Source organism: Paenibacillus sp. 01L418, assembly GCF_056400045.1.
In genome coordinates, this window is the sequence record NZ_JBFTSN010000026.1 from 1 (window position 1) to 20,031 (window position 20,031).

At 45.7% G+C, this 20,031-nt stretch carries 19 protein-coding genes and 1 other annotated feature; of the genes, 7 read left to right on the forward strand and 12 right to left on the reverse strand.

Annotated features, from left to right (window positions below; translation table 11 throughout):
- On the forward strand, nt 1–319 hold a 319-nt coding region (locus AC1DSE_RS05920), incomplete at its 5' end, for a LysE family transporter (protein WP_477527493.1).
- Between the two features lie 213 nt (nt 320–532).
- On the opposite strand, the gene AC1DSE_RS05925 is transcribed toward AC1DSE_RS05920, so the two are convergent.
- The 7 genes from AC1DSE_RS05925 to AC1DSE_RS05955 form a co-directional block, all read right to left on the reverse strand.
- Complete coding sequence (locus tag AC1DSE_RS05925) at nt 533–1,411, reverse strand: DMT family transporter (RefSeq protein ID WP_339209500.1); 879 nt, start codon at nt 1,409–1,411, stop codon at nt 533–535.
- Between the two features lie 111 nt (nt 1,412–1,522).
- Entirely contained in the window at nt 1,523–2,299 is a 777-nt protein-coding gene (locus tag AC1DSE_RS05930) for a 3'-5' exonuclease (protein ID WP_076268796.1), read from the reverse strand.
- 94 nt (nt 2,300–2,393) lie between these two features.
- Nucleotides 2,394–2,885 carry a DUF1648 domain-containing protein gene (locus AC1DSE_RS05935; RefSeq protein WP_477510809.1) on the reverse strand — a complete coding sequence of 164 codons (492 nt, stop codon included), beginning with the start codon at nt 2,883–2,885 and terminating at the stop codon, nt 2,394–2,396.
- A 271-nt stretch (nt 2,886–3,156) separates the two neighbouring features.
- On the reverse strand, nt 3,157–4,047 hold the full coding sequence (pstA, locus tag AC1DSE_RS05940; protein ID WP_441878872.1) for a phosphate ABC transporter permease PstA: 891 nt from the start codon (nt 4,045–4,047) through the stop codon (nt 3,157–3,159).
- Between the two features lie 14 nt (nt 4,048–4,061).
- Nucleotides 4,062–5,024 carry a phosphate ABC transporter permease subunit PstC gene (pstC, locus tag AC1DSE_RS05945; protein ID WP_076268798.1) on the reverse strand — a complete coding sequence of 321 codons (963 nt, stop codon included), beginning with the start codon at nt 5,022–5,024 and terminating at the stop codon, nt 4,062–4,064.
- A 164-nt stretch (nt 5,025–5,188) separates the two neighbouring features.
- Nucleotides 5,189–6,052 (reverse strand): phosphate ABC transporter substrate-binding protein, encoded by an 864-nt coding sequence (locus AC1DSE_RS05950; RefSeq protein ID WP_076268799.1) that lies wholly within the window; start codon nt 6,050–6,052, stop codon nt 5,189–5,191.
- Between the two features lie 19 nt (nt 6,053–6,071).
- On the reverse strand, nt 6,072–7,472 hold the full coding sequence (locus AC1DSE_RS05955) for a stalk domain-containing protein (RefSeq protein WP_477510807.1): 1,401 nt from the start codon (nt 7,470–7,472) through the stop codon (nt 6,072–6,074).
- Nucleotides 7,473–7,834: 362 nt separating this feature from the next.
- On the opposite strand from AC1DSE_RS05955, the gene AC1DSE_RS05960 reads away from it, so the two are divergent.
- The 4 genes from AC1DSE_RS05960 to AC1DSE_RS05975 all read left to right on the forward strand — a co-directional run bounded on the left by AC1DSE_RS05960 (nt 7,835) and on the right by AC1DSE_RS05975 (nt 11,780).
- Complete coding sequence (locus AC1DSE_RS05960; protein ID WP_477510806.1) at nt 7,835–8,668, forward strand: sugar phosphate isomerase/epimerase family protein; 834 nt, start codon at nt 7,835–7,837, stop codon at nt 8,666–8,668.
- Nucleotides 8,661–9,788: a Gfo/Idh/MocA family protein gene (locus AC1DSE_RS05965; RefSeq protein ID WP_477510805.1), complete on the forward strand. Its 1,128-nt coding sequence runs from the start codon at nt 8,661–8,663 to the stop codon at nt 9,786–9,788. Before AC1DSE_RS05960 ends, AC1DSE_RS05965 begins: the two co-directional genes overlap by 8 nt.
- A gap of 39 nt (nt 9,789–9,827) precedes the next feature.
- Complete coding sequence (locus tag AC1DSE_RS05970) at nt 9,828–11,027, forward strand: MFS transporter (protein ID WP_477510804.1); 1,200 nt, start codon at nt 9,828–9,830, stop codon at nt 11,025–11,027.
- A 72-nt stretch (nt 11,028–11,099) separates the two neighbouring features.
- A complete protein-coding gene (locus AC1DSE_RS05975; protein WP_477527494.1) occupies nt 11,100–11,780 on the forward strand; it encodes an S-layer homology domain-containing protein in 681 nt (226 codons plus the stop codon).
- A 304-nt stretch (nt 11,781–12,084) separates the two neighbouring features.
- Here the strand turns inward: AC1DSE_RS05975 and AC1DSE_RS05980 are convergent, their stop codons facing one another.
- Both AC1DSE_RS05980 and AC1DSE_RS05985 read right to left on the reverse strand, forming a co-directional pair.
- Nucleotides 12,085–12,423, reverse strand: coding sequence for a hypothetical protein (locus tag AC1DSE_RS05980; RefSeq protein ID WP_076268806.1), 339 nt, complete (start codon nt 12,421–12,423; stop codon nt 12,085–12,087).
- A gap of 79 nt (nt 12,424–12,502) precedes the next feature.
- A complete protein-coding gene (locus AC1DSE_RS05985) occupies nt 12,503–13,216 on the reverse strand; it encodes a class I SAM-dependent methyltransferase (protein ID WP_477510802.1) in 714 nt (237 codons plus the stop codon).
- 244 nt (nt 13,217–13,460) lie between these two features.
- Nucleotides 13,461–13,698 (forward strand) — a binding site (T-box leader).
- A gap of 52 nt (nt 13,699–13,750) precedes the next feature.
- Here AC1DSE_RS05985 and AC1DSE_RS05990 point away from each other — a divergent pair.
- Complete coding sequence (locus AC1DSE_RS05990) at nt 13,751–14,938, forward strand: aminotransferase class I/II-fold pyridoxal phosphate-dependent enzyme (RefSeq protein ID WP_477510801.1); 1,188 nt, start codon at nt 13,751–13,753, stop codon at nt 14,936–14,938.
- Between the two features lie 44 nt (nt 14,939–14,982).
- Here the strand turns inward: AC1DSE_RS05990 and AC1DSE_RS05995 are convergent, their stop codons facing one another.
- Together AC1DSE_RS05995 and AC1DSE_RS06000 are read right to left on the reverse strand one after the other, a co-directional pair.
- Nucleotides 14,983–16,719: a sensor histidine kinase gene (locus tag AC1DSE_RS05995; protein ID WP_477510800.1), complete on the reverse strand. Its 1,737-nt coding sequence runs from the start codon at nt 16,717–16,719 to the stop codon at nt 14,983–14,985.
- The gene (locus tag AC1DSE_RS06000) at nt 16,716–17,465 is read right to left on the reverse strand and encodes a response regulator transcription factor (RefSeq protein ID WP_477510799.1); all 750 of its coding nucleotides are present in this window, start codon (nt 17,463–17,465) and stop codon (nt 16,716–16,718) included. The genes AC1DSE_RS05995 and AC1DSE_RS06000 overlap by 4 nt, the downstream gene beginning before the upstream one ends.
- Nucleotides 17,466–17,596: 131 nt before the next feature.
- On the opposite strand from AC1DSE_RS06000, the gene AC1DSE_RS06005 reads away from it, so the two are divergent.
- Nucleotides 17,597–18,826, forward strand: coding sequence for a DUF418 domain-containing protein (locus tag AC1DSE_RS06005; protein WP_477510798.1), 1,230 nt, complete (start codon nt 17,597–17,599; stop codon nt 18,824–18,826).
- Here AC1DSE_RS06005 and AC1DSE_RS06010 read toward each other — a convergent pair.
- Nucleotides 18,805–19,938 carry a winged helix DNA-binding domain-containing protein gene (locus AC1DSE_RS06010; protein ID WP_477510797.1) on the reverse strand — a complete coding sequence of 378 codons (1,134 nt, stop codon included), beginning with the start codon at nt 19,936–19,938 and terminating at the stop codon, nt 18,805–18,807. The genes AC1DSE_RS06005 and AC1DSE_RS06010 overlap by 22 nt on opposite strands.
- Between the last annotated feature and the right edge of the window lie 93 nt (nt 19,939–20,031).

A 20,031-nucleotide genomic window follows, 5' to 3' on the forward strand; every position in this document is an offset into this window, starting at 1 on the left:
GAGTAAACCACACCGTAGTGATGGAGATAATCATGGGCAGCTGAATTCATTCTTATCGGGCATGCTGCTGCAGTTCGTTAATTTTAAGGTGATATTATACGGGATCACAGCGATTTCGACGTTCATCATGCCATTTTACAAATCAAATATAGGCTTATTATTGTTTTCGATGTTCCTTGCCTTTGTAGGACTGGTAGCCACATCCTGCTGGGCTGTTTTTGGTGCATTATTTCAAAAATTTCTCGCTGCACATGAGAAAAAGTTCAATATATTCATGGGATTATTATTGATTTATAGTGCAATTACCATGCATTTGTAGGGGATTGTTCAGACAGAAGGGCAGGATAATTGAGCTGAAAAGGGAGCTGTTTGGCTTTGGCAGCAAGCTTTCTTATGGTTAAGTTAACGGAGCACTACAGCTTAATAAAACAGCGGCAGTCAGGACTTATTTTCTCGTCCAGATCTGCCGCTGTTTGTATTATGAGGATCTAATCCATTTTAAAAATTCGATAATTGCTGCAGCTCTTAGCTTCTACTCCTTGCCATGACGTATGAATAGCCACACGCCGAACAAGATGAGTACGCCGGCTGCCATTTGATAAGCCGTTAATGCTTCCTTTAATAGAGCCCAAGCGAGCAAGGAGGCGATGACGGGTTCACCCAGTACAGCCATGGAAACGGCTGCTGCGCTCATATGCTTCAGCAGCCAATTGAACAAGTAATGCCCGAACAGCGTCGGTACGATCGCAAGCAGCAAGAAAATGCCCCATTCCTGCGGACTGTAGCCTGTAAAGGAATTGCCGCGAACGAGATTGTAGACGGCGAGTGAAGTCGCAGCAAGTGCGAATACCCAGAAATTATAAGTAAATGCGCTCATATCCTTACGCAATTCCTTGCCGATCATCATATGAACAGCAACAGCAGCTGCGCCTAGAAAGGACAAAACGTCGCCGATCAACGCATCCCTTGAGAGGGAAAAGTCTCCCGATGCAATAACGATGGAGCCGATCAGCGCGATCCCCATCCCCCACAGCATCATGCGATTTGCTTTAATACGGAACAGCCAGTAGGAGCCGAGCATAACCATAACAGGCTCCAATGTCAAAATAACGGTAGAGCTTGCGACCGTGGTCAGCCGCAGAGAAGCCATCCATAACAAGAAGTGCAGCCCGAGCATGACGCCGGAGAGGGTGAGCAGTCTCCACTGCTTGGCACTGAGCTGGAACATTTCCGTGCGGTATTTAAAGACGAGCGGCAGCATGATCAGGTTAGTTAGATAGAGCCTGTACATGGCGATGACGGCAACGTCAGCATTTGACCAACGAACGAAAATGGAAGAAAAGGATATAGCGATAATACCAATAATGTATAACAATTCATAAGTAGCTAAAGACTTGGTGCTGCGGTTCATCGTTGTAATTTCTCCCATACTTATAAACCCCCTGAGTCCATTTGCAGCATCTGCAATGGAAGGATCAGGGGGCTTTATTATATTTATGATCAAACATAACAGCTCTTACGGCTATCCGGCTTGTCCAGCTGAAGTTTTCCCAGCCTTCTCGAGTTCTGCGTCAAAATACTGCTGAAGCTCCGTCACTTTTCTTACATCCTCGAATGAGGCTTTGCCTGCTAAATAACGTTCCGCGAAAACTTCCCATTGAGGAACGATCTTTTGCGCGTTCATTGAGCGAATCGCGTTTTTAACCATTCTGCGTTCCTTTGCATTCGTGTACATATCCTTGAACTGCTGCTTAAGCTCGAAATCCAGCTCGCCAAAAATTTTGCGGAATACCTCAGCCGTCATACGAGCATCATCGAGTGCCCGGTGCGCCGAGCCTTCAGCTGTGATTTCAAGATCAATGAGCGCAGCTTCGACGCTGACATCGTTCGTTACGTTCTTATATCGAATGTAACCCTTCAAAAGGTCGAAATAATCGGCAGCCATCCAGAAGCTGTCATCGAGCTTATGCATGCGCGTATCATAGACGATCCTCTTCAAATCTTCGCCGCCCCAAGTGAACAACAGGAAGGAGTCGCTTTTTTTGAGCCATGCGGTGAAATCCCCGATTACTTTCGGGAAACGGCTTGCTACGTCGATGTCTTCCTGTGGAATGCCTGTTTTTTTCTTAATGAAGCTGTTCAGCTTGGAGAAATAAATCGGTTTAATCAATGCGGAAAATTCATCTACCTGTTCAAGTGAACTATTGAGACGAACCGCGCCAATTTCAATAACCTCCATAGGTAATTCGCTTGCGAATTTTCGTCCGTTAAATTCAATATCCAATATAATGTAGTCCAAAATCTTAACCTCCGATAGATAGCCTGTGTTATTCATTCTATCAGAAAAAGTTATCCAGATGGAAACTACAATATGGTAGAACGCCGCAGCAGGTTTATTTTTTTGATTTCATCACATAAAAGACAATCGTGCCAATAAGAATGACGAGGATCACAGGAAGCAGCCATATGCCAAGCTTAGAGGCGCCTCCGGAAGCTACTTGAATGGCAGCCCATTGCACATAAGCGAATAAGGCTACAATCTCAAGCTTGATCCAGCTTAGCAGAAGGATGGAGGTTTTGTATTGGTATGGAGCATTTTGCTCTGTAATGGTGGTCATGTAATTGAATTCATGTGGAATTTTGCGTAAATGCGCAAGCCCAGCAAATAAAAGGAATGAGATTATCGGTAAAATGACGAGTGCTGCTTTGCTTCCCCATCCGTCAGCCTCGCCGCTCCCGTTAAAGTGAATGGCAATCGTTTGCGGAAGATCAGGCCATTTTACAATTAAATAGATGACGGACGAGAGCAGGAGTAGAACCGATATTCCATCATGCCATCTTTCAAGATTTGATTTTGCAATAGTAAGCTTAGGTAAATTCGCCATTGTGGCAGCACCGCCTTATCTCTAATCATGTGCATACTCATTAATTATAGCGTATGGCGTTGCGGATAGTAACCTTTTTTACAGTAATTTTCCAAATAAGAAACTCCAGCCTAGGCCGGGGGAGGGCTAAGACTGGAGTTGCTCGATCACTTATTTGTTTAAATATAAGAATTTATAAGTTTGATATTTATAGAAGGCTTATATTTCTCCGTCAAAGCTGCTTCAGCTTCCAAAGGACGCCGAAGGCGTTTTAGCTTGAGCTGCTTAGTTTTTAAGAGCGTTTCATACGGCGGGAATTCAGCCAAAGCGGGATACGGAACACTAAGTTGATCAGCAGGACAACGAATACGAGCACGGCTGCCGCTTTTTGAGCAATCTCCTGAGCGTCGCCAACAATGGCTTCGGATTGTACATACCACAGATGAACGGCAAGTGTAGCACCAGGCGAGAAGAGACTGAAATCCCACATTTCACCGGATGTCGTAACACCAGCAGTTAGGATGATTACGGCGCTTTCGCCGAATGCGCGACCGGCAACAAGGCAGATCCCTGTGATGATGCCGTTAAGCGCAGCTGGAATAAGTGCACGAGTAATAGTCTGCAAATGCGTACCGCCAAGTGCAAAGGAAGCGCTCTTCAGCTCTTTCGGTACAGCGCGAATGGACTCCTCTGTTACGCGGGTTAGTACAGGCAAGTTAAGAAAAGCTAGACTGACTGCACCGCCAAGGATGGTCAAGCCAATCTCGAAGTATTCAACGAATAGAGCGATACCGAACAAGCCGAAAATGATAGAAGGCACGGAAGCGAGTCCTTCCACGCAAATGCGTACGAAGCCGATTAGCTTATTGTCAGGCGCAAATTCGGCCAAATAAATGCCAGCTGCCATTCCGAGCGGAATAGAGATGAGCAAAGAGATAAATAAGATGTAGAAGGAGTTAAGAAGAGTAGGGCCGATACCTCCGCCTTCTTCAATTTCGCTTGGCAAGCCGAATATGAAATCCCATGTTATTTTTGGAAGACCGTCCTGAAGAATTAGAAAAAGAAGGCCAAATATAAAAGCGATGATTAAAATGCCTAACGACCAAACAACACCTGTAAACAGACGGTCTTTAAAGCGGTTAAGTCCTTTTTTGCTGCTAAAGGGGTTTGCTAATGGGTTCATATCTAAAGCTTGTTTCATACTTGCGACCCCTTTCTTTGAAGCCAGCGAATGGCAACGATCATAAGCAGCGAAATAACAAGGAGCAAGAAGCCCATTAAGTAGAGTGCATAGTTCCAAGTGGAATCAAAAGGAACATTCGAAATTTGCATAACGATGTTGCTCGTAAGAACGGAGGTAGGCTTGAGCAAGCTGTCTGCCAGTTGAGGCGTATTGCCAATAACCATAACGACAGCCATCGTCTCGCCGACTGCACGCGCCATGCCGAGAATGACGGCATACATGATTCCGCTTTTGGCTGAAGGAAGCAATACTCTCCATACGGTTTGAAAACGAGTAGCGCCTAATGCATAGGAAGCGTCGCTGAATTTGGCTGGTACAGCGCTAATCGCGTCATCACTTATACGGCTTACAGTAGGCAGAACCATAATTGTAAGCACGAGCGCTGCCGCAAGCAGCCCATCGCCCATTCCGCTTCCGGTAACATTTCGAATCAGAGGAATAAGAACGGTCAAGCCTAAATAGCCATAAACGACGGACGGAATTCCGACGAGCAGGTCAAGAACCGGACGCAGCATGTTTTTAAGCCACGGCGGTACAAAGACAGACAGAAATACTGCAATGATTAAGGAAATAGGGACGCAGATTAATAGCGTCAAAGCTGTCAGGGCGAAGGTGCCGAATATGAAAATAAGCGCGCCGTATTGCTCATTTTCGGGATTCCATTCCGTGGAAAAGAAGAAATCTGCTAGTGAAATGTTGCCGAATGTCAAAACGCCGGTACGGAACATAAGCAGCAATATGAGTAAGAGGATGAGGCAAACAAAACCGGCTGCTGCTATGCACAAGTAACGAAACATACGATTCGTGAAAAACAAGCGCGATCTCCGGTCAAACGGCTTGCTGCTGCCAGTCAAGATCGCGCTGCCGAGCTCAGAAGAGAGACGCGGCTGCCTTGCAGCATGAGTGGACTCCAACATAAATTATAGGCTCCTCTGTGCGAAACCCGCCCTAGCTGTTTCTAGAGCAGCTAAGCTTGTTTCGCAATAAAATATAAATGGGGATAATGATTCATGCGATGAAAGAAAAGAACGATCGACTTAAGCGCTCTTGTGCGCAAGCCGACCGCTCCTCTTGTTTTTAACTATTTAATAGCTGAGATCGGAATGAATTTAAGCTTTTTAAGCGAACCATTTTGGAATTTTGTGCTTTGTACGTATTTAATAAATTCCTTTGTAGCGCCAGTTGGCTCGCCTTTTGTCATATAGTAGCCATAGCCCCATACATTGTATTTCCCGTTAATAACGTTAGCTTCAGTTGGTTCGATGTTGTTGATTTTTACAGCAGTCATTTTGTCTGTTACATAAGCAAGGTCCATGTAACCAATAGCGTTTGGTGTTGTTTCAATTGCGGACTTCATGTCGCCGCTTGTTTTTACTTCTTTGTAGTTGTCGCCTTTGCTCATGAAATCTGTTCCATCAAGCGCTTTGTCTTGGAAGTTAACACGAGTACCGGAACCGAAAGTACGGTTTACAACGATGATATCAGCATCCTTGCCGCCAACTTCTTTCCAGTTCTTGATTTTACCGGAGAAGATGCCTTGCAAGTCTTTAGTCGTTAGGTTTGTTGCAGTTACGTTTTTGTTAACAACAGCTGCGAAAGGAATGATAGCTACTTTATGTGCAACTTGGCCTTCGAATTTTTTGAAGCCTGGAACATCTTTGGATGCGTCCCAGTCAACTGCTCCGATGTCTGCGATGCCTTTGCGTACAGCTTGCGGTCCAGTAATCGATCCAGCAGCGGAAGCTGAGATTTTTACTTTTGGATTCAATTTTTTGAACTCGCTTGATGCTTGAAGTGTCAACGGCAGAAGAGCAGAGGAGCCGTTGATGACAATTTTGCCGCTAAGCTTGCTAGCTGCGGTAGCCGTAGGTGTTGATGCAGGAACGGAACTGAAGCCGATAACAGCGATAAGCGCTGCGATTGTTAATTGTTTAAACCATTTCATTAGGAATGACCTCCATTAATTAGTTTGTGATGTTTTTCCATTTGCCTTGAACGGATACTGCCAATTGACCATCAATAAGTGCTGCGAAATCGGAGCTGCCCGATACGACTAATTCTGTTGCGCTGTCCGATACGGTTTGCACAAGTTTGTTCGTACCTGTAGCACTGTCAATCTCGTAGATTGCGTTAGTGCTGTTTCCGTCAGCTGTAAGCAGATAGAGCTTGCTTCCGCCTTGAACTAATTGGTAAACGTCTTTGTCAGCGAAGAGAGGCGTGCTTGCTTTGCCTGTATTGTCCACCGTTACGAGCTGACCAACGCTTGCTTCGTCTGAGCTTACGCTAACATAGCTTACTTTGGAGCCGTCTGCTGCCAGCTTAAGGAAAACTTTATCCGTTGCTTCTTTTGTCAGCTGTACAGGTTTATTATCACCAACTGTAGAATTATAGAAGTAGATTTGCGGCTCAGTGCCTGTTGCATCAATAGCAACATCATCAAGCTCAACGTCTTTGCTGCTGTCTGCCGTTACTTTCGGCTGCTTGAAGACGTAGAAAGCGAATTTAGTGCCGTCTGCAGATACTTCAAGGTTTGCCTTGTAATCTACTTTATCTTCCAATACTTTGGATACTTTGCCGTCAGCTATAGCAAGCTTTGCGATGACAGAGCTTTTGTCGCCTTGTAAGAAGAAGATGGAAGAACCGTCTTTTGACCATTGAAGCTCATTTTTGATCGAGTTGTCCGTACTTACTTGTTTCGCTTGTTTTGTGCTCAGATCGATTGTGAATACTGCACCGTTTGCATCGGAGTAAGCTACACTTTTGCCATCAGGAGACAAAATAAGATCGGAAGTGTCAGAGGATGCTAGAAGCAGCTCATATTTTCCAGTAACAGCATCAACTAAGAAATCTTCGCGGCCTTCGCCAGCCGTGTTCGATACGATAAGCTGTTTGGAGTTAACCCAGATTGCATGCTCAGCGCTATCAAGCAATTGAACCGTATGTATGTTGTTGTCTTCGTAAGTGCCGCCAAGTGCCTCAACGAATGCTGTAGGCTCGATGAAAGTGGAGTAAGCCACTTCAATAGCTGGATGTTGAAGTGCAGTTGCAACACCGTTTATGTTCATTGTTTTTGCAGCGATTTTTAGCTTCAGCGTTTTGTCGCCAAACTTTACAACTACCGTATGATCGCTGTTGATGTGAAGAGTCGCGCCGATCGCGTTTGTCATGTCCCGAACAGAAGCGAGTGTAACGCCGCCGTCTACAACGGTACGAACAGTTACTGGATTAGCATTTACTAGAAAGCTTGCTGTGCTGATTTGTGCAGCTTGCTTTACTGAAGCGGTTTGTGCGAATACCGGAGTAACTGCTGATGCGCTAATTGCTGCTGCGATCATCGAGATTGCCATTGCTTTTTTCATTTGCATGGAATTGGGTCACCTTTCTCAAATGGGTATTTTTTTTTTTTTATTAATACAATCCAAGGCATACTCGGTCAGTATATACGGTTGGCTTGATCCCTCCCAGGCAGCGCTAGATCAATACATTTTGTAACGAATCGTTTATTTCTACCTGATCATAACAATCAATTATCATCCCAATATTTAGAAATTGTATCGAATTTGTAAAGATAGGAAAATTACCACCTAAATCCAATTTTCCTTCTTTTAAGAAGGAAATAGTAGAAATTTACCCCACTATAAGAAGAAAGTGCACCATGGTCTTTTTTGAACGAGGTTTATAATGGGGGTATGCTCGCAAATCTATTCACTTATAGGAGGACCAATCAATGAACATTTCAATCGGAGGTTATTCATTCAACAACACGAATTTAGAAGGAAAAATGGATATTTTCGGATATTTGGAAACGGTAAAATACCGGTATCGGATGGATGTGGTCGATTTGTGGAATGGCTTTTTTATAGATCGCAGCAGCAAGCCTATTATGAAGCTGGCCGATGAAAGCTATATTCGCAAAATACGTGAGGCGCTCGATGAAAAAGAAATGCGGGTCGTTAATTTTGCGATCGACGGTGCTCATTTGTGGGACCCAGACAAGGAAATGAGACAGCATTTGTATGATAATGCTCTCCTTCATTTGAAAGCTTCCGTTATTTTAGGTGCAGAAACCGTCCGTATTGATACGGGAGGCAGCTACGAGGATTGGGAAGCAATGAGCGACGAGCAATTTGAATATACGGTAAAAAGATACCAGGAGTTTTCCCAATATGCGGCTGACCATGGCTTTCTAATTGGACCAGAGAACCATATGGGTGCGTCACTAAATCCGAATGAGATGAAACGTCTCGCAGAGGCAGTTGATCATCCAGCCTTTGGTTTTCTTGTTCATTTAGGCCGTTGGAAGGAGAATCAAGCAGAAGGAGACAGCATCGTTGCGCCTTGGGCGTACCATACCCATTTTGACGAAGAAACTGCTGACGGTACTCATGCTTTGGAGACGATCCATATGCTGCAAGAATCAGGGTACAAGGGATATTGGGGAGTAGAATATAATGCGCCAAAAAATCAATACGTAGAAACGGAGCTGCTTATTACGAAGGTGAAGAAGCTTCTGATCGAGGCAGATCAACAATCAGGCAGAGGGGCTCAGCACTATGAATAAAATACGAATTGGCATTATAGGCGTAGGACAAATTGGAAAAATGCATATCGAAAAATATAAAAATATCGCTGGCGCTGAGCTTGTTGCAGTATGCGACTTAAATGAAGCAGAAGCAAAACGAGTTGCCGAGCATTATGATATCCCTCATGCCTACTCTGATTTTAGAGAGCTGCTGAAGCGTGATGATTTGGACGCGGTCGACGTGTGCCTGCACAACAATTTCCATGCACCGGTAACGATCGCAGCGCTGCAGGCGGGCTTGCATGTCTATTGTGAGAAGCCGATTGCAGGAACCTATTCAGATGGCAAGGCTATGGTCGATGCTGCGAAGTTATGTGGAAAACAATTGCATGTGCAGCTCTACACGTTATATGGTAAAGATACGAAAGCTGCCAAAACATTAATTGATGGCGGCATGCTGGGCAAGCTGTACCATGCCCGCTCGTCAGGCTTTCGCCGAAGAAATCGACCGTTTGTTGATGGTTATGGCACGCCTTATTTTACACGCAAGGAAACAGCGGCAGGCGGCGCGCTGCTCGACATGGGCGTCTATCACATTGCACAGCTGCTCTATTTATTAGGCAACCCGCAGGTTGAAAGAATTTCAGGGAAAGTTTATCAAGAGACGGATATGCTGCAAGAGAGAAGGGAACAAAGCGGCTTTGATGTAGAGGAGCTAGCTACAGGCTTGATTCGGTTCAGCGGTGGTTTGACGCTTGATATCGTAGAGGCGTGGGCTGTTCATCTTGGCGGCTTCGAGGGCAGCAGTATCGCCGGTTCCAAGGGTGGCGTACGCTTGCCGAACGAGCAGACTGGAGCGGGGGCTCAGTCCTTCAGCTTCCATAACACGGTTTGTGATATGGATATGGACAGTACGCTGGACCTTGATATGATGGACCTGCGCAGGAATCGCTTATATGAGAATGAGGATGCCTACAGCTCATCTCAGCATCACTGGATCGCAGCTCTGCAAGGCAGAGTGCCACTACTGCCAACAGCGGAAATCGCGCTGAATACGATGCTCATTAGCGAAGGCATTTATATGTCAGAGGAGCTTGGACGTGAGGTTAGCGCGGACGAAGTTATTGTACGCGCACGTACTTCTGCTGTAGAGCTTTAAAGAAGTGCTAAGCTAAAGAGCAAGACGAGGGACTTGGATATGAATCAGAATCAGAATCGTACATTTCATTTAATTAAAGCGTTTAACTTTTTTGTATATGGCGCGATTGCTGTGTACAGTACGTTTTTTGTCGTTTATTTGCAATCCATTGGAATGTCCACGCTTGAGATTGGTGCGTTAATGGCCGGCGGCCCGATTGTTTCCATCATCGCGAACCCGCTATGGGGTTATTTGAGCGATCGATTCCGCAATGTCAGGCTAATTCTGATCGTGATGCTTATTGGCAGCATGCTTGTCATGCAGCTCGTCTTTTTATATCAATCGTATACGATCATTTACGCCTGTATGCTGTTCTTTTTCTTTTTTCAAATGCCTTTATTTTCACAGAGCAACAGTCTCATTCTTAACAGCATTGAAGGAACGAACCATAAATTCGGCGCTTTTCGCTTGTTCGGCTCGCTCGGCTGGGCGTTTATCGCTTTGGTGGCTGGACCTGTGATCGGGCAAATTGGCATTGAGCGTCTCTGGATTATTTATTCGGTCATGATGCTTATCTCGCTTGCTTTTGCGTTTACGCTGCCAAAGGGCGAGGCGAAGGGTGCAGCCCCTGCCGGCAAAGTGAATTACCGTTCGATGTTCGTAAACCGTTCCTTCTTGTTGTTCTTAATCATAGGTTTAGTGATCTCCATTCCTAACTCTATGAATACGACATTTATCCCGCTGTATATTAAGGAATTGGGCGGAGAGGCTTCCTTAATCGGTTGGTCTGCCTTCTGGTCATCCATATTTGAAATTCCAGTCTTCTTGCTGCTTGATCGGTATTTGAAAAAAAATACAAAAACGATGGTATTATGCCTCGTTGTCATCAGCATCCTGTTCGCCTTGCGCTGGTTTCTGATGTCAAACGCAGACACTGCTCAGCAAATTATTTATATCCAAGTGCTGCACTGCTTAACATTTGGCGGCTACTATTATATTGGCACGCAGCTGGCCGTTCAGCTTGTGCCTGCTGAATTCAGAGCATCGGGACAAGCGCTTTATGCCCTGACTTGGGGAGGCTTGTCAGGCATTGCGGCGGGGTTTCTCGGAGGCTGGGTGTTTGAGCAAATGGGTCCGCAGGCGATGTATCAATTATGCAGCGTCATGGCTGCGCTCGGGATTGTTGGCTTCTTCTTGTTGTTTGCGCGGCTGCGCAGAGAAGTGGGCACGAGCAGCAAAATAAGCTCTCATACTGGATAACTGCAACCTTTCTTATCTTATGGTCGTTCGAATAAGAGAATGGACATCATGTTATAGGAGAGGTGAACGACCATGAGGAAACGACGGAGTTTAGCCATAACAGCAATCGCGGTCATGCTTTCTACATCTATTGCAGCACAAGCCTTCGCGGCGGCTCCATTTGGCGATATCGCAAACATTGGCAGTAAAGCAAAGATTGAAGCTTTGCAGCAGCAAGGAATTATTAAAGGAGTGAGCGATACGGCATTCCATCCAGAGGATAATTTGACGGCAGCACAAGGCATTTCTTTGATCGTGAGAACGACGCAAATTAGCCTAGCAGCCATTGATTTTTCTAGTGCGCCTACCGCTGATGGTTTCTATACAAAGGTGAAAAACGATGCGTGGTACGCGGAGGATTTCATCATTGCACACTACAACGGTTTGGACATCCCGGCTGATATTGATCCGCAAGCGCCACTTACTAAAGAGCAGTTCACGCATTATCTAGTTCAAGCATTAGAGCTTACCGGTCAATATCCGACGATCAAGATGTTTATTAATATCMAGGACGAAAAGGATATTACGACGGCGTATCAAGGAACCATTCAGCGTTCACTGCTATATAAGATTGCGTCTCTAGATSAGAAGGGCAACTTTGATCCAGCGCATGTTTTAACCCGTGCTGAAGCGGCAGGAATGCTGTATGATACACAAAGCTTTATTGAGGCGCATAAGGAAAAGGCGGAACCCGAGCAGGGAGCAGCTGAATAAAAAATGAAATAGGGAAAGGCAGTTAATGGAGGGTTATTTTAGCCTCCTTAACTGCCTTTTTATTTTAAAATTATTTTTCCTAGCAACGCGATAATTCCAAGCGGAGTAATAAGCGTGACATGGAGCAAGTATCGATGTAATCATCTATGAATCTGACCATTCATAGCGGTTAGTATAATCGGCAGAGCTGTTCGCGGCATGCCGTCGTATATCGTTTTTTCCTACATAGCTAAGCAGAGCAGCCAACTGCATGCAGGCTTTTTTTTATTTCTAGACCTTCACCATTGCGCCTCGAACCTTCGCCTTATAACGCATAGTGGGCTTTCAGCTTGCTGGCAATCATAACCCGTTGAAGCTTAAACTCCCAAACCTTTTCTCTTAGCTGAATCTGCTGCTCCGAATTATGTGCATTCCGAAGCTGCTCGTAAATATCAAGCATTTTACGATTGATTTGATCGAAGCGAAGCCATAGATCGACACGAATGCCATGCTCGATTTCAAGGCGGATATGGTTATCTTTGGCGCGCAGGTTTTGAAGGATTTGTTGCTGCCACTCTGCATCTCCGATCATTACAGCAAAGTTATAAAGATCTAAATAATCATCAACCCATTTTGCTGCAATTTGTTTCTCGGAATAAGTCATGCTGGTCAGCTCCAATCTCCGTTTTGTTTATATACCTAGTATTATACTAGGAATTAAAGGGATTGCAAGCAATTTGTAATTATTGTGTTTTTGTCCCATTCAGTCCGAAATGGGATTTACGTTTAAATGCTGCAAAAACAGCGAAGCCATTATTTTTATATACGCAGTCGGAATGAACAAAACCAGCCTCACTCAGCCATCTAAGCTGATCCTCTACAGTGGCATTAATGTCGACGCTTCGGCGCTGGATGGCCGCTTCGATTGCACCTGTGGTTAACCCGCTTTGCCGGATGGCTGTTGTCCATTGCGACATATAATATTGATCCCAATAAGCGGTTGTACCGGCTGCTTGATCAGCATTAACGAAGCTACCGCCTTCTTTTAAAAGCTGATGAACGGTATGAAATAAGTCGCGTTTTGCTGGATGCGATAAGTGATGGATGGACAAGGAGGAGATGATGGCATCGTAATTTTCTGTGTAAGGATAGCTTGAGTAATCAGCAGCTATATAGCTGACTGATGGGTCAGCTCCGAAGCGAGATTGCGCCTCCTTTAGCATTTCTTCGCTCAAATCGATAAGAGTAAGATTGGCATTTGGGTATTTGTTGCGAATCATAGATGAGAAAAGTCCTGTTCCGGCACCTAAGTCGAGTATACGCGGGGCATCGCTATCACAGTGAACCAAGTCAGTTGCTATGCTGTAAAAATCATCAAAGCAGGGGATCAGTTGGCGGCGCTGACGACCATATTCAGGCGCGACAGCATCAAACTGTTTTTTCACATTTTCATTCACAATAATGCCTCCTCGAATAGTGGGCTGCGTGCTGATTTGTCATTTTCACTTGAGTTAAACAGTATATTATAGATGATTGTTTCATAATGGAAATATATAATATAAATATACTTTATAGTTTTAAACTATGAATGAATCGATTTTAATCCGTTAAAAAATGGGTATTGCGTATCCGAGTTTTTGATGGTACGATTGGTAAAATTTTAAGATCACTGATGAACACATATGGCAAGTTAAATAGCTTTTACATTCGATGACGAGAAAGAGTACGTTATGGGCCTGATCGAACAGAGAGTTGGGGCAGCTGAAAACCAACGTTCGGGTAGTAGCAGAAAGCCATCTCCGAGAAGCAGGCTGAACGAGAGTAAGCTCTGCCGCATTTCCAGCGTTAACGGGAACATGTATTGCTAGATACATGAGCAGAGTGTCGCGCTTTTGGCGTGAAACTAGGGTGGTAACACGGGTAGAGACTCGTCCCTTTATAGGGATGGGTCTCTTTTTTTGTTTTTTATCCATATTTTAGGAGGAAAAGTAATGGAGACATGGTCAATGAGCAAAATGATTTCACCAATGGTGCAGCAAATTCCGCCTTCGGGCATTCGTAAATTTTTTAGCTTGGCTGAAGGCAATAAGGATATTATTTCGCTTGGCGTTGGAGAGCCTGACTTCGTTACGCCTGAGCATGTAAGAGCGGCTTGCGTCCGTGCGCTAGAGCAGGGCAAAACCTCCTACACTTCAAATGCAGGGCTTATTGAGCTTAGAGAAGAAATCGCCAACTATTTATACAATGGGTTCCAAGTGAAATACGAACCATTGAATGAAGTGCTTGTTACCGTTGGAGGCAGTGAAGCCATTGATCTTGCACTGCGGGCGTTAATAGCGCCAGAGGATGAAATTATTGTTCCTGTTCCTAGTTATATTGCCTACGCGCCGATTGCGCAATTAAATGGCGGCAAGGTCATTGAGGTTGAAACGTTCGCTGAGGATCATTTCAAACTAACGGCAGAAGCCTTGAAAGCCGTCATTACTCCGCACTCGAAGGTGCTTATTTTAAACTATCCGAACAACCCGACAGGGGCGATCATGACCTATGAAGAGTGGCTTCCTGTTGCTAAGGTCGTGGAAGAAAATAATCTAATCGTTATATCCGATGAAATTTATGCGGAGCTGACCTACGATGCGAAACATGTAAGCTTTGCTTCACTGCCAGGCATGCGGGACAGAACGCTGCTTATAAGCGGCTTCTCCAAAGCTTTTGCAATGACAGGGTGGAGAATCGGTTATGCTTGCGGTCATCCGGAGCTTATTGCAGCGATGCTCAAAATTCATCAGTATACCGTCATGTGCGCACCAATTATTGGGCAGGTTGCGGCGATAGAATCACTTCGCAATGGTTTAGATGAAAAGGATAGGATGATTGAGGCTTATGCGCAGCGCAGACGGATGTTTGTTAAGGGCCTAAGGGAAATTGGTCTGCCCTGCCATGAGCCGCTGGGCGCGTTTTATGCTTTCCCTTCTATTGCGCATACGGGACTTACTTCCGATGCATTTGCGCAAAAGCTATTGTTTGATGCCAGTGTTGCTACAGTGCCTGGGCATGTGTTCGGTCAAGGAGGAGAGGGCTTTATTCGCTGCTCCTACGCATCCTCTGTATCAAGGCTTAACGAAGCGCTTGAGCGTATGGATCGCTGCTTGAGGACACACGGTATGTCTGGGAAATAAAGAAGGGAGCCAGCAGAGGCTCCCTCACGGCCCAAACGAGTGGATCAATCGCTTGGAAAATAAATACTGATCGAGGTGCCTTCACCAATCGCAGAACGCACCTCGATTCGGCCTTGATGTGCTTCTACGATCATTTTGGCGATACTCATGCCAAGGCCAGTACCACTGCTTGATTCTTCTGTATTCGTCCCGCGGTAATATCTTTCGAACAGCTTGTTGACAGTGGCCTCATCCATGCCTCTCCCGTTGTCGGAGACGCGGATGTAGGCATCATCATTCAGCATGCCGCAGGTTACCGTAACGGTTATGCCTGCAGGATTATGTTTCACGGCGTTCGAAAGCAGATTATCCATTAGCCGCTGCATCCACTTCGGATTGCCATAAAGGCTGACAGGCAGCTCGTCTCCCTCATAAAGGAAGGCTACCTCGGAAAGCGTAGCATCGTTCACATATTTGAGTACTGAGCGTCTAACCAGCTCGCCGAGCTCGAATTCATGTCGATCCATATGGACGGTTCCATGCTTTATTTGATAAATATGCGAGAAGTCATTCATAAGCTCCAGCATATAGCTGCTTTTTTCACGAATCATTTTGCCCATGTCCTGAAGCTCTTCATCACTCCACTGCGCAGGGGAGCTTTCCAATATATAGCCGTAGCCTTGAATGGTAGAGAGCGGCGTGCGCAAATCATGCGAAATCCCAGTCATCCATTCCTCTCTCGTTTTCTCAAGCTGGCGCCGATCCTTCTCCGTTTGCGCCAGCCGCTCGGCCATTTGGTAGAAAGCCGCAATCACTTCCCGGTAAAGGCGGTAGCGAATACGCAGCTTGCCGCTGCGGCGGAATACCTTTTTGCGATCCTTTGGCGTAAGCACCTCATCATACCGTCCATTGCCCATCCGCTCGAACCAACCGGCGAATAGGATGAGTGGCTGACCATAGCGATAGCCATGCCAAATGGAGATAGCAAGGGAGAGTAAGAGCAGCGAGCCGCCTATCCAAATGAAGATACGTATAGCTTCCGATAGGATGGGCTGCTTCGTATACGTTATTTGTTCGTTTGGCGTGTGCAAAATCCAAGTCAAATCACTATTTTCAGGCTGGTACACAAAGATGTTCGTATCATAATCACCAGGCTTTTGCTGCATAGTCAGCACTTCCAGCGGCTCATATACATCGATAGCAGAAGTCTGATCTCCAATCGTTTGAACACTTTTGCCAGCTTGGTCTACGATTAGCAAATAGCTCTTCGTTTTCCTTAACTCGGTGAGCAGGTCATTCTTATATGCCTCATTTACTAGACCATTCTGCTGATATGCCATATACCATGCAGTCAGCTTCTCTTGCTGCGGATTTTTGTAGCCAAGAAGAAAGAGCAGCGGAGTAGAGTACGTCAGATCGAGCTCGTTATCGACGGTATAGATGCCGGATTTTTCGGATTGCTGGATGGCTAAAAGCTGCGTAATCGAATAAGAAGTCGGCTGCTCTTTCGGCGAATGGACGGAATAAATAACCTGCCCTTTGGAGTCCACGACTTGCAGCCACATATCACGATCTTCAATGAGCTCCTTCCAGTGCGTCGACATCTTAATCTCTTTTTTCGAATAGTCGGTTTCCGCGACAATGGAGCTAAGCGCGCCGGCGGGAAAGTTCCGTTTGAGATCCTCGTTCGTAATTTTATTAATAAGGACAAGAAACAGCACGATCATCGCAACGAATATGAGAATCGAATACACGACGAGCTGATATGTAAAATGAAAGGCCATTCGGCGTTGAACCTTCATAGGCTTACAGGCTCCTTAACTAATTTGTAGCCGAGACCACGAACGGTAAGCAGATGCGTCGGCATACTGGGATCATATTCAATTCTCTCGCGAATTCGCCTGATGTGAACCATAACCGTGTTGTCGTCCCCTAATCCGTCAATGCCCCATACCGCTTCATAAAGCTGACCTTTCGAGAAGACGATGCCGGGGTTTTTGCAGAAATACAGCAGCAGCTGAAAAACCTGTGCAGGGCATGATACCGGCTGATTATCTACTAATAATTCCCCAGCTGCTTCATTTAACTGAAAACGGCCATAACGGTAGGTTAGATGAGGGGCAGAGGCAGCGGATATTGACGTAGCAAATGTGGAATGCGGTGGAGGTGACTCCGCCTCTTCCATGCGGCGCAGCCTTGCTTTAATGCGAGCTGCAATCTCCAATGGATTAAATGGTTTTGTGATATAGTCATCGCCGCCCATCGCAAATCCGGTCAGTATATCGAGATCGGATGCTTTGGCGGTTAAAAATAAGATATGCGGATTGCCCAGCTGTCTAATTTTTGAGCAAAGCTCAAATCCGCTGCCGTCGGGCAGCATCACATCCAGCAGCACGATATCGGCTCCGTGGCGAGCGATCGTATCGAGAGCTTCTTGGCAGGTTCCTGCCGTATAGATATGCTGGAAGCCTTCCTTTTGGAGCACCAGCTGCAGCATTTTTACAATAGAAGGTTCATCTTCCACTATGACAATTTTGTTCATGTTCATCACCCCGTTTTATGCTAGCACACAAACCTTAACATCTGTTGAACAAAACAGAAAAAAATTAAGCTGCTGTTATGATTCCGTTTGTTCGCTGTTCAATTGGAATCTTTATGATTGGGTAAGAGGTGATAGGAATGATAAATCAAAATGAAACGGGACAGCGAATTCGCGTTATTGATGCGATTAGAGGGTTCTGCTTGCTTGGCATACTGCTGGCGAACATGCTTATTTTTCAATATGGTATTTATGGGAAAGAGGAAATGCAGCTATTTCATCCTACTCCTACAGATGAAGTGACGCATCAAGTTCTCAAGGTAGCGGTGGAAGGCAGCTTTATGCCTATCTTTATGTTTTTATTCGGCTACAGCCTCTTTAAGCTGCGCGAAGGACTAGTCGCCAAGGGGCTCAAGCCGGCGAGGTATATGGTACGACGCTTTTTTATGCTAATAGGACTTGGGCTTTTGCATAGCATGCTCCTTTGGGAGGGCGATATCCTATTGGCCTATGGAATAACTGGGTTTTTCTTATTACTGTTTGTAAAAAGAAAGCCAAAAACGCTTATTATATGGGGAGTCATATTAAGCATATTAATGTCTGGACTCGGCTACGACTTGAAGGAGGATACGCCAAAAGAGAAAGCTCGCATGCATGATTACGTAGAAGAGTCTATTACCGTATATGGTGAAGGAACCTATCAGGAAATTATGAATTTTCGTCAAGAAGAGGACCCGCTAGACCTGCCTGTGGCCGTCATGGCAGTGCTTATGGCTTTGATGCCGATGCTGATGATGCCGATGTTTTTGTTCGGCATAGCGGCTGCCAATAAGCAGTGGTTTCATAATCCCAAGCGGGAGAGACGTAAATTTGCTTGGCTCAGCGGCATACTGCTGCCACTAGGTCTTCTATTGAAAGCGATAGCTGTATTAAAGCCGGATTGGGCATGGAGCAGCGTATTATTGTCGTTAGGCGGGCAATTGCTGGCCTTTGGGTATATTTTTGGCCTTGCGGTCGTCATGTCGTTTTTATCTAAACGATCCTATATCATCATGGCATTTGAATCGGTTGGACGAATGTCTATGACCAACTATTTAATGCAGACGGTGATTTGTACCACTATATTTTATGGATATGCGTTGGGCTGGTTTGGAGAAATCGGTGTGCTTAACGGCGTACTGCTTGGCATAGCCATTTATGCCGTTCAAGCCGTTGTGTCCAGCTTCATCCTGTTCTGGTTCAAAAATGGTCCATTTGAGCGACTGCTTCGCATTGCAACATATTGGTCATTTAGCGGGAAAGCTCAGGTTTCGAAAAAAGCAGCAGATGCACAGGCTGCGGATCATGCTTATTTTAGTGCTATGAACTGAATATCATGCGAGAGGGAGCTGCCTGCAGCGAATGTGAGCAGCTTTTGGCCTTCTTCCACTAAAGCATCATGATCAGCTGCGCTTAACTTCTCAAATGATTGAATGATGAGTGCTGCAGTTTCGTTGTTTTGTTCTATCTTCCACGTGCCGCGTACGAATCCGTCTATTAAAAATGTAGAGCGAATAATGCCGTTAATCGTGAACACGAGCGGTTTATACTTTTCATCCAAAATGCGGCTGCGGTCAGAGTAGGAGAGCAGCATATTATCGAACTCGGATAGAAAGCGCGGCGGTGCTATCGTGTCGCCGGGCGGCAAGGGAGCATCCGGCAAATCAAACAGCTCATTGCCCTTCTCGTCGGAGAAGGTACGCAGGCTTGGACGCAGCTGTTCAATAGTCTCGCGGAGCTTGCTTAGCCCAGACCAAACTTGCATATCCTTAATGGTTGCGGGGCCAAAGGCGCCAAGGTAACGCAGCAGCATCGTCTCGAGGGAAGGAGAGTTCGCAAGCGATTGACTAAGCCAAGCTTCCGCAGATGTATGTGTTGCTTGACCACTAAGTCCCCATACACCGCGAGGCGGGATTTGGACGAGCGGGACGAGAGTACGAATAGCAGCGCTAAGGGCAGAGGGGTCAACATTAGGCCACTCTAACGCGAGTAGATTGCCGAGTTCGTTGAATGTGCGAGGCTGCTCCTCCACTAAAGCGCGACCAGCTTCACGGATAGCTTCGAGGTCTACGTTTTGCAGCATCTTTCCGTATGTACTAAACATGCCTTTTTCTAAAGCAGGTTGAAGCAAGGGCCGCAATTCCAAACTGTCACGCGCACTGACCAGATGAATCGTAGAGCGCATGAGAGCAATGCGCACGACTTGACGCTCCGTGATGAGCCTAGAGAGCTGCTCTTGTCGGAAGTTTTCAAGCCGTGTCCATAACGCAAAATAGGGCGGGTTAGGCGCTTGTGACTGAATGGCAACCAAATGCTGGATCGTCTCCAGCACGGATATATTGGATCTTCGCAGCAGCATTTGCCGCTCAAGCAAAGCTCTATTTAATTGGCGCGTTCCTAAAATAGGTGCTGCTGCATTCTTTGCTCGCTTAGATGAAGCCATGCAATGAATCCCCTCTCTATTTACGATTCGGTTATTTTTCATTGTTCACTTTATTATACAAAAAATCCCCCTCGACCGGTGCGAATGAAGCCT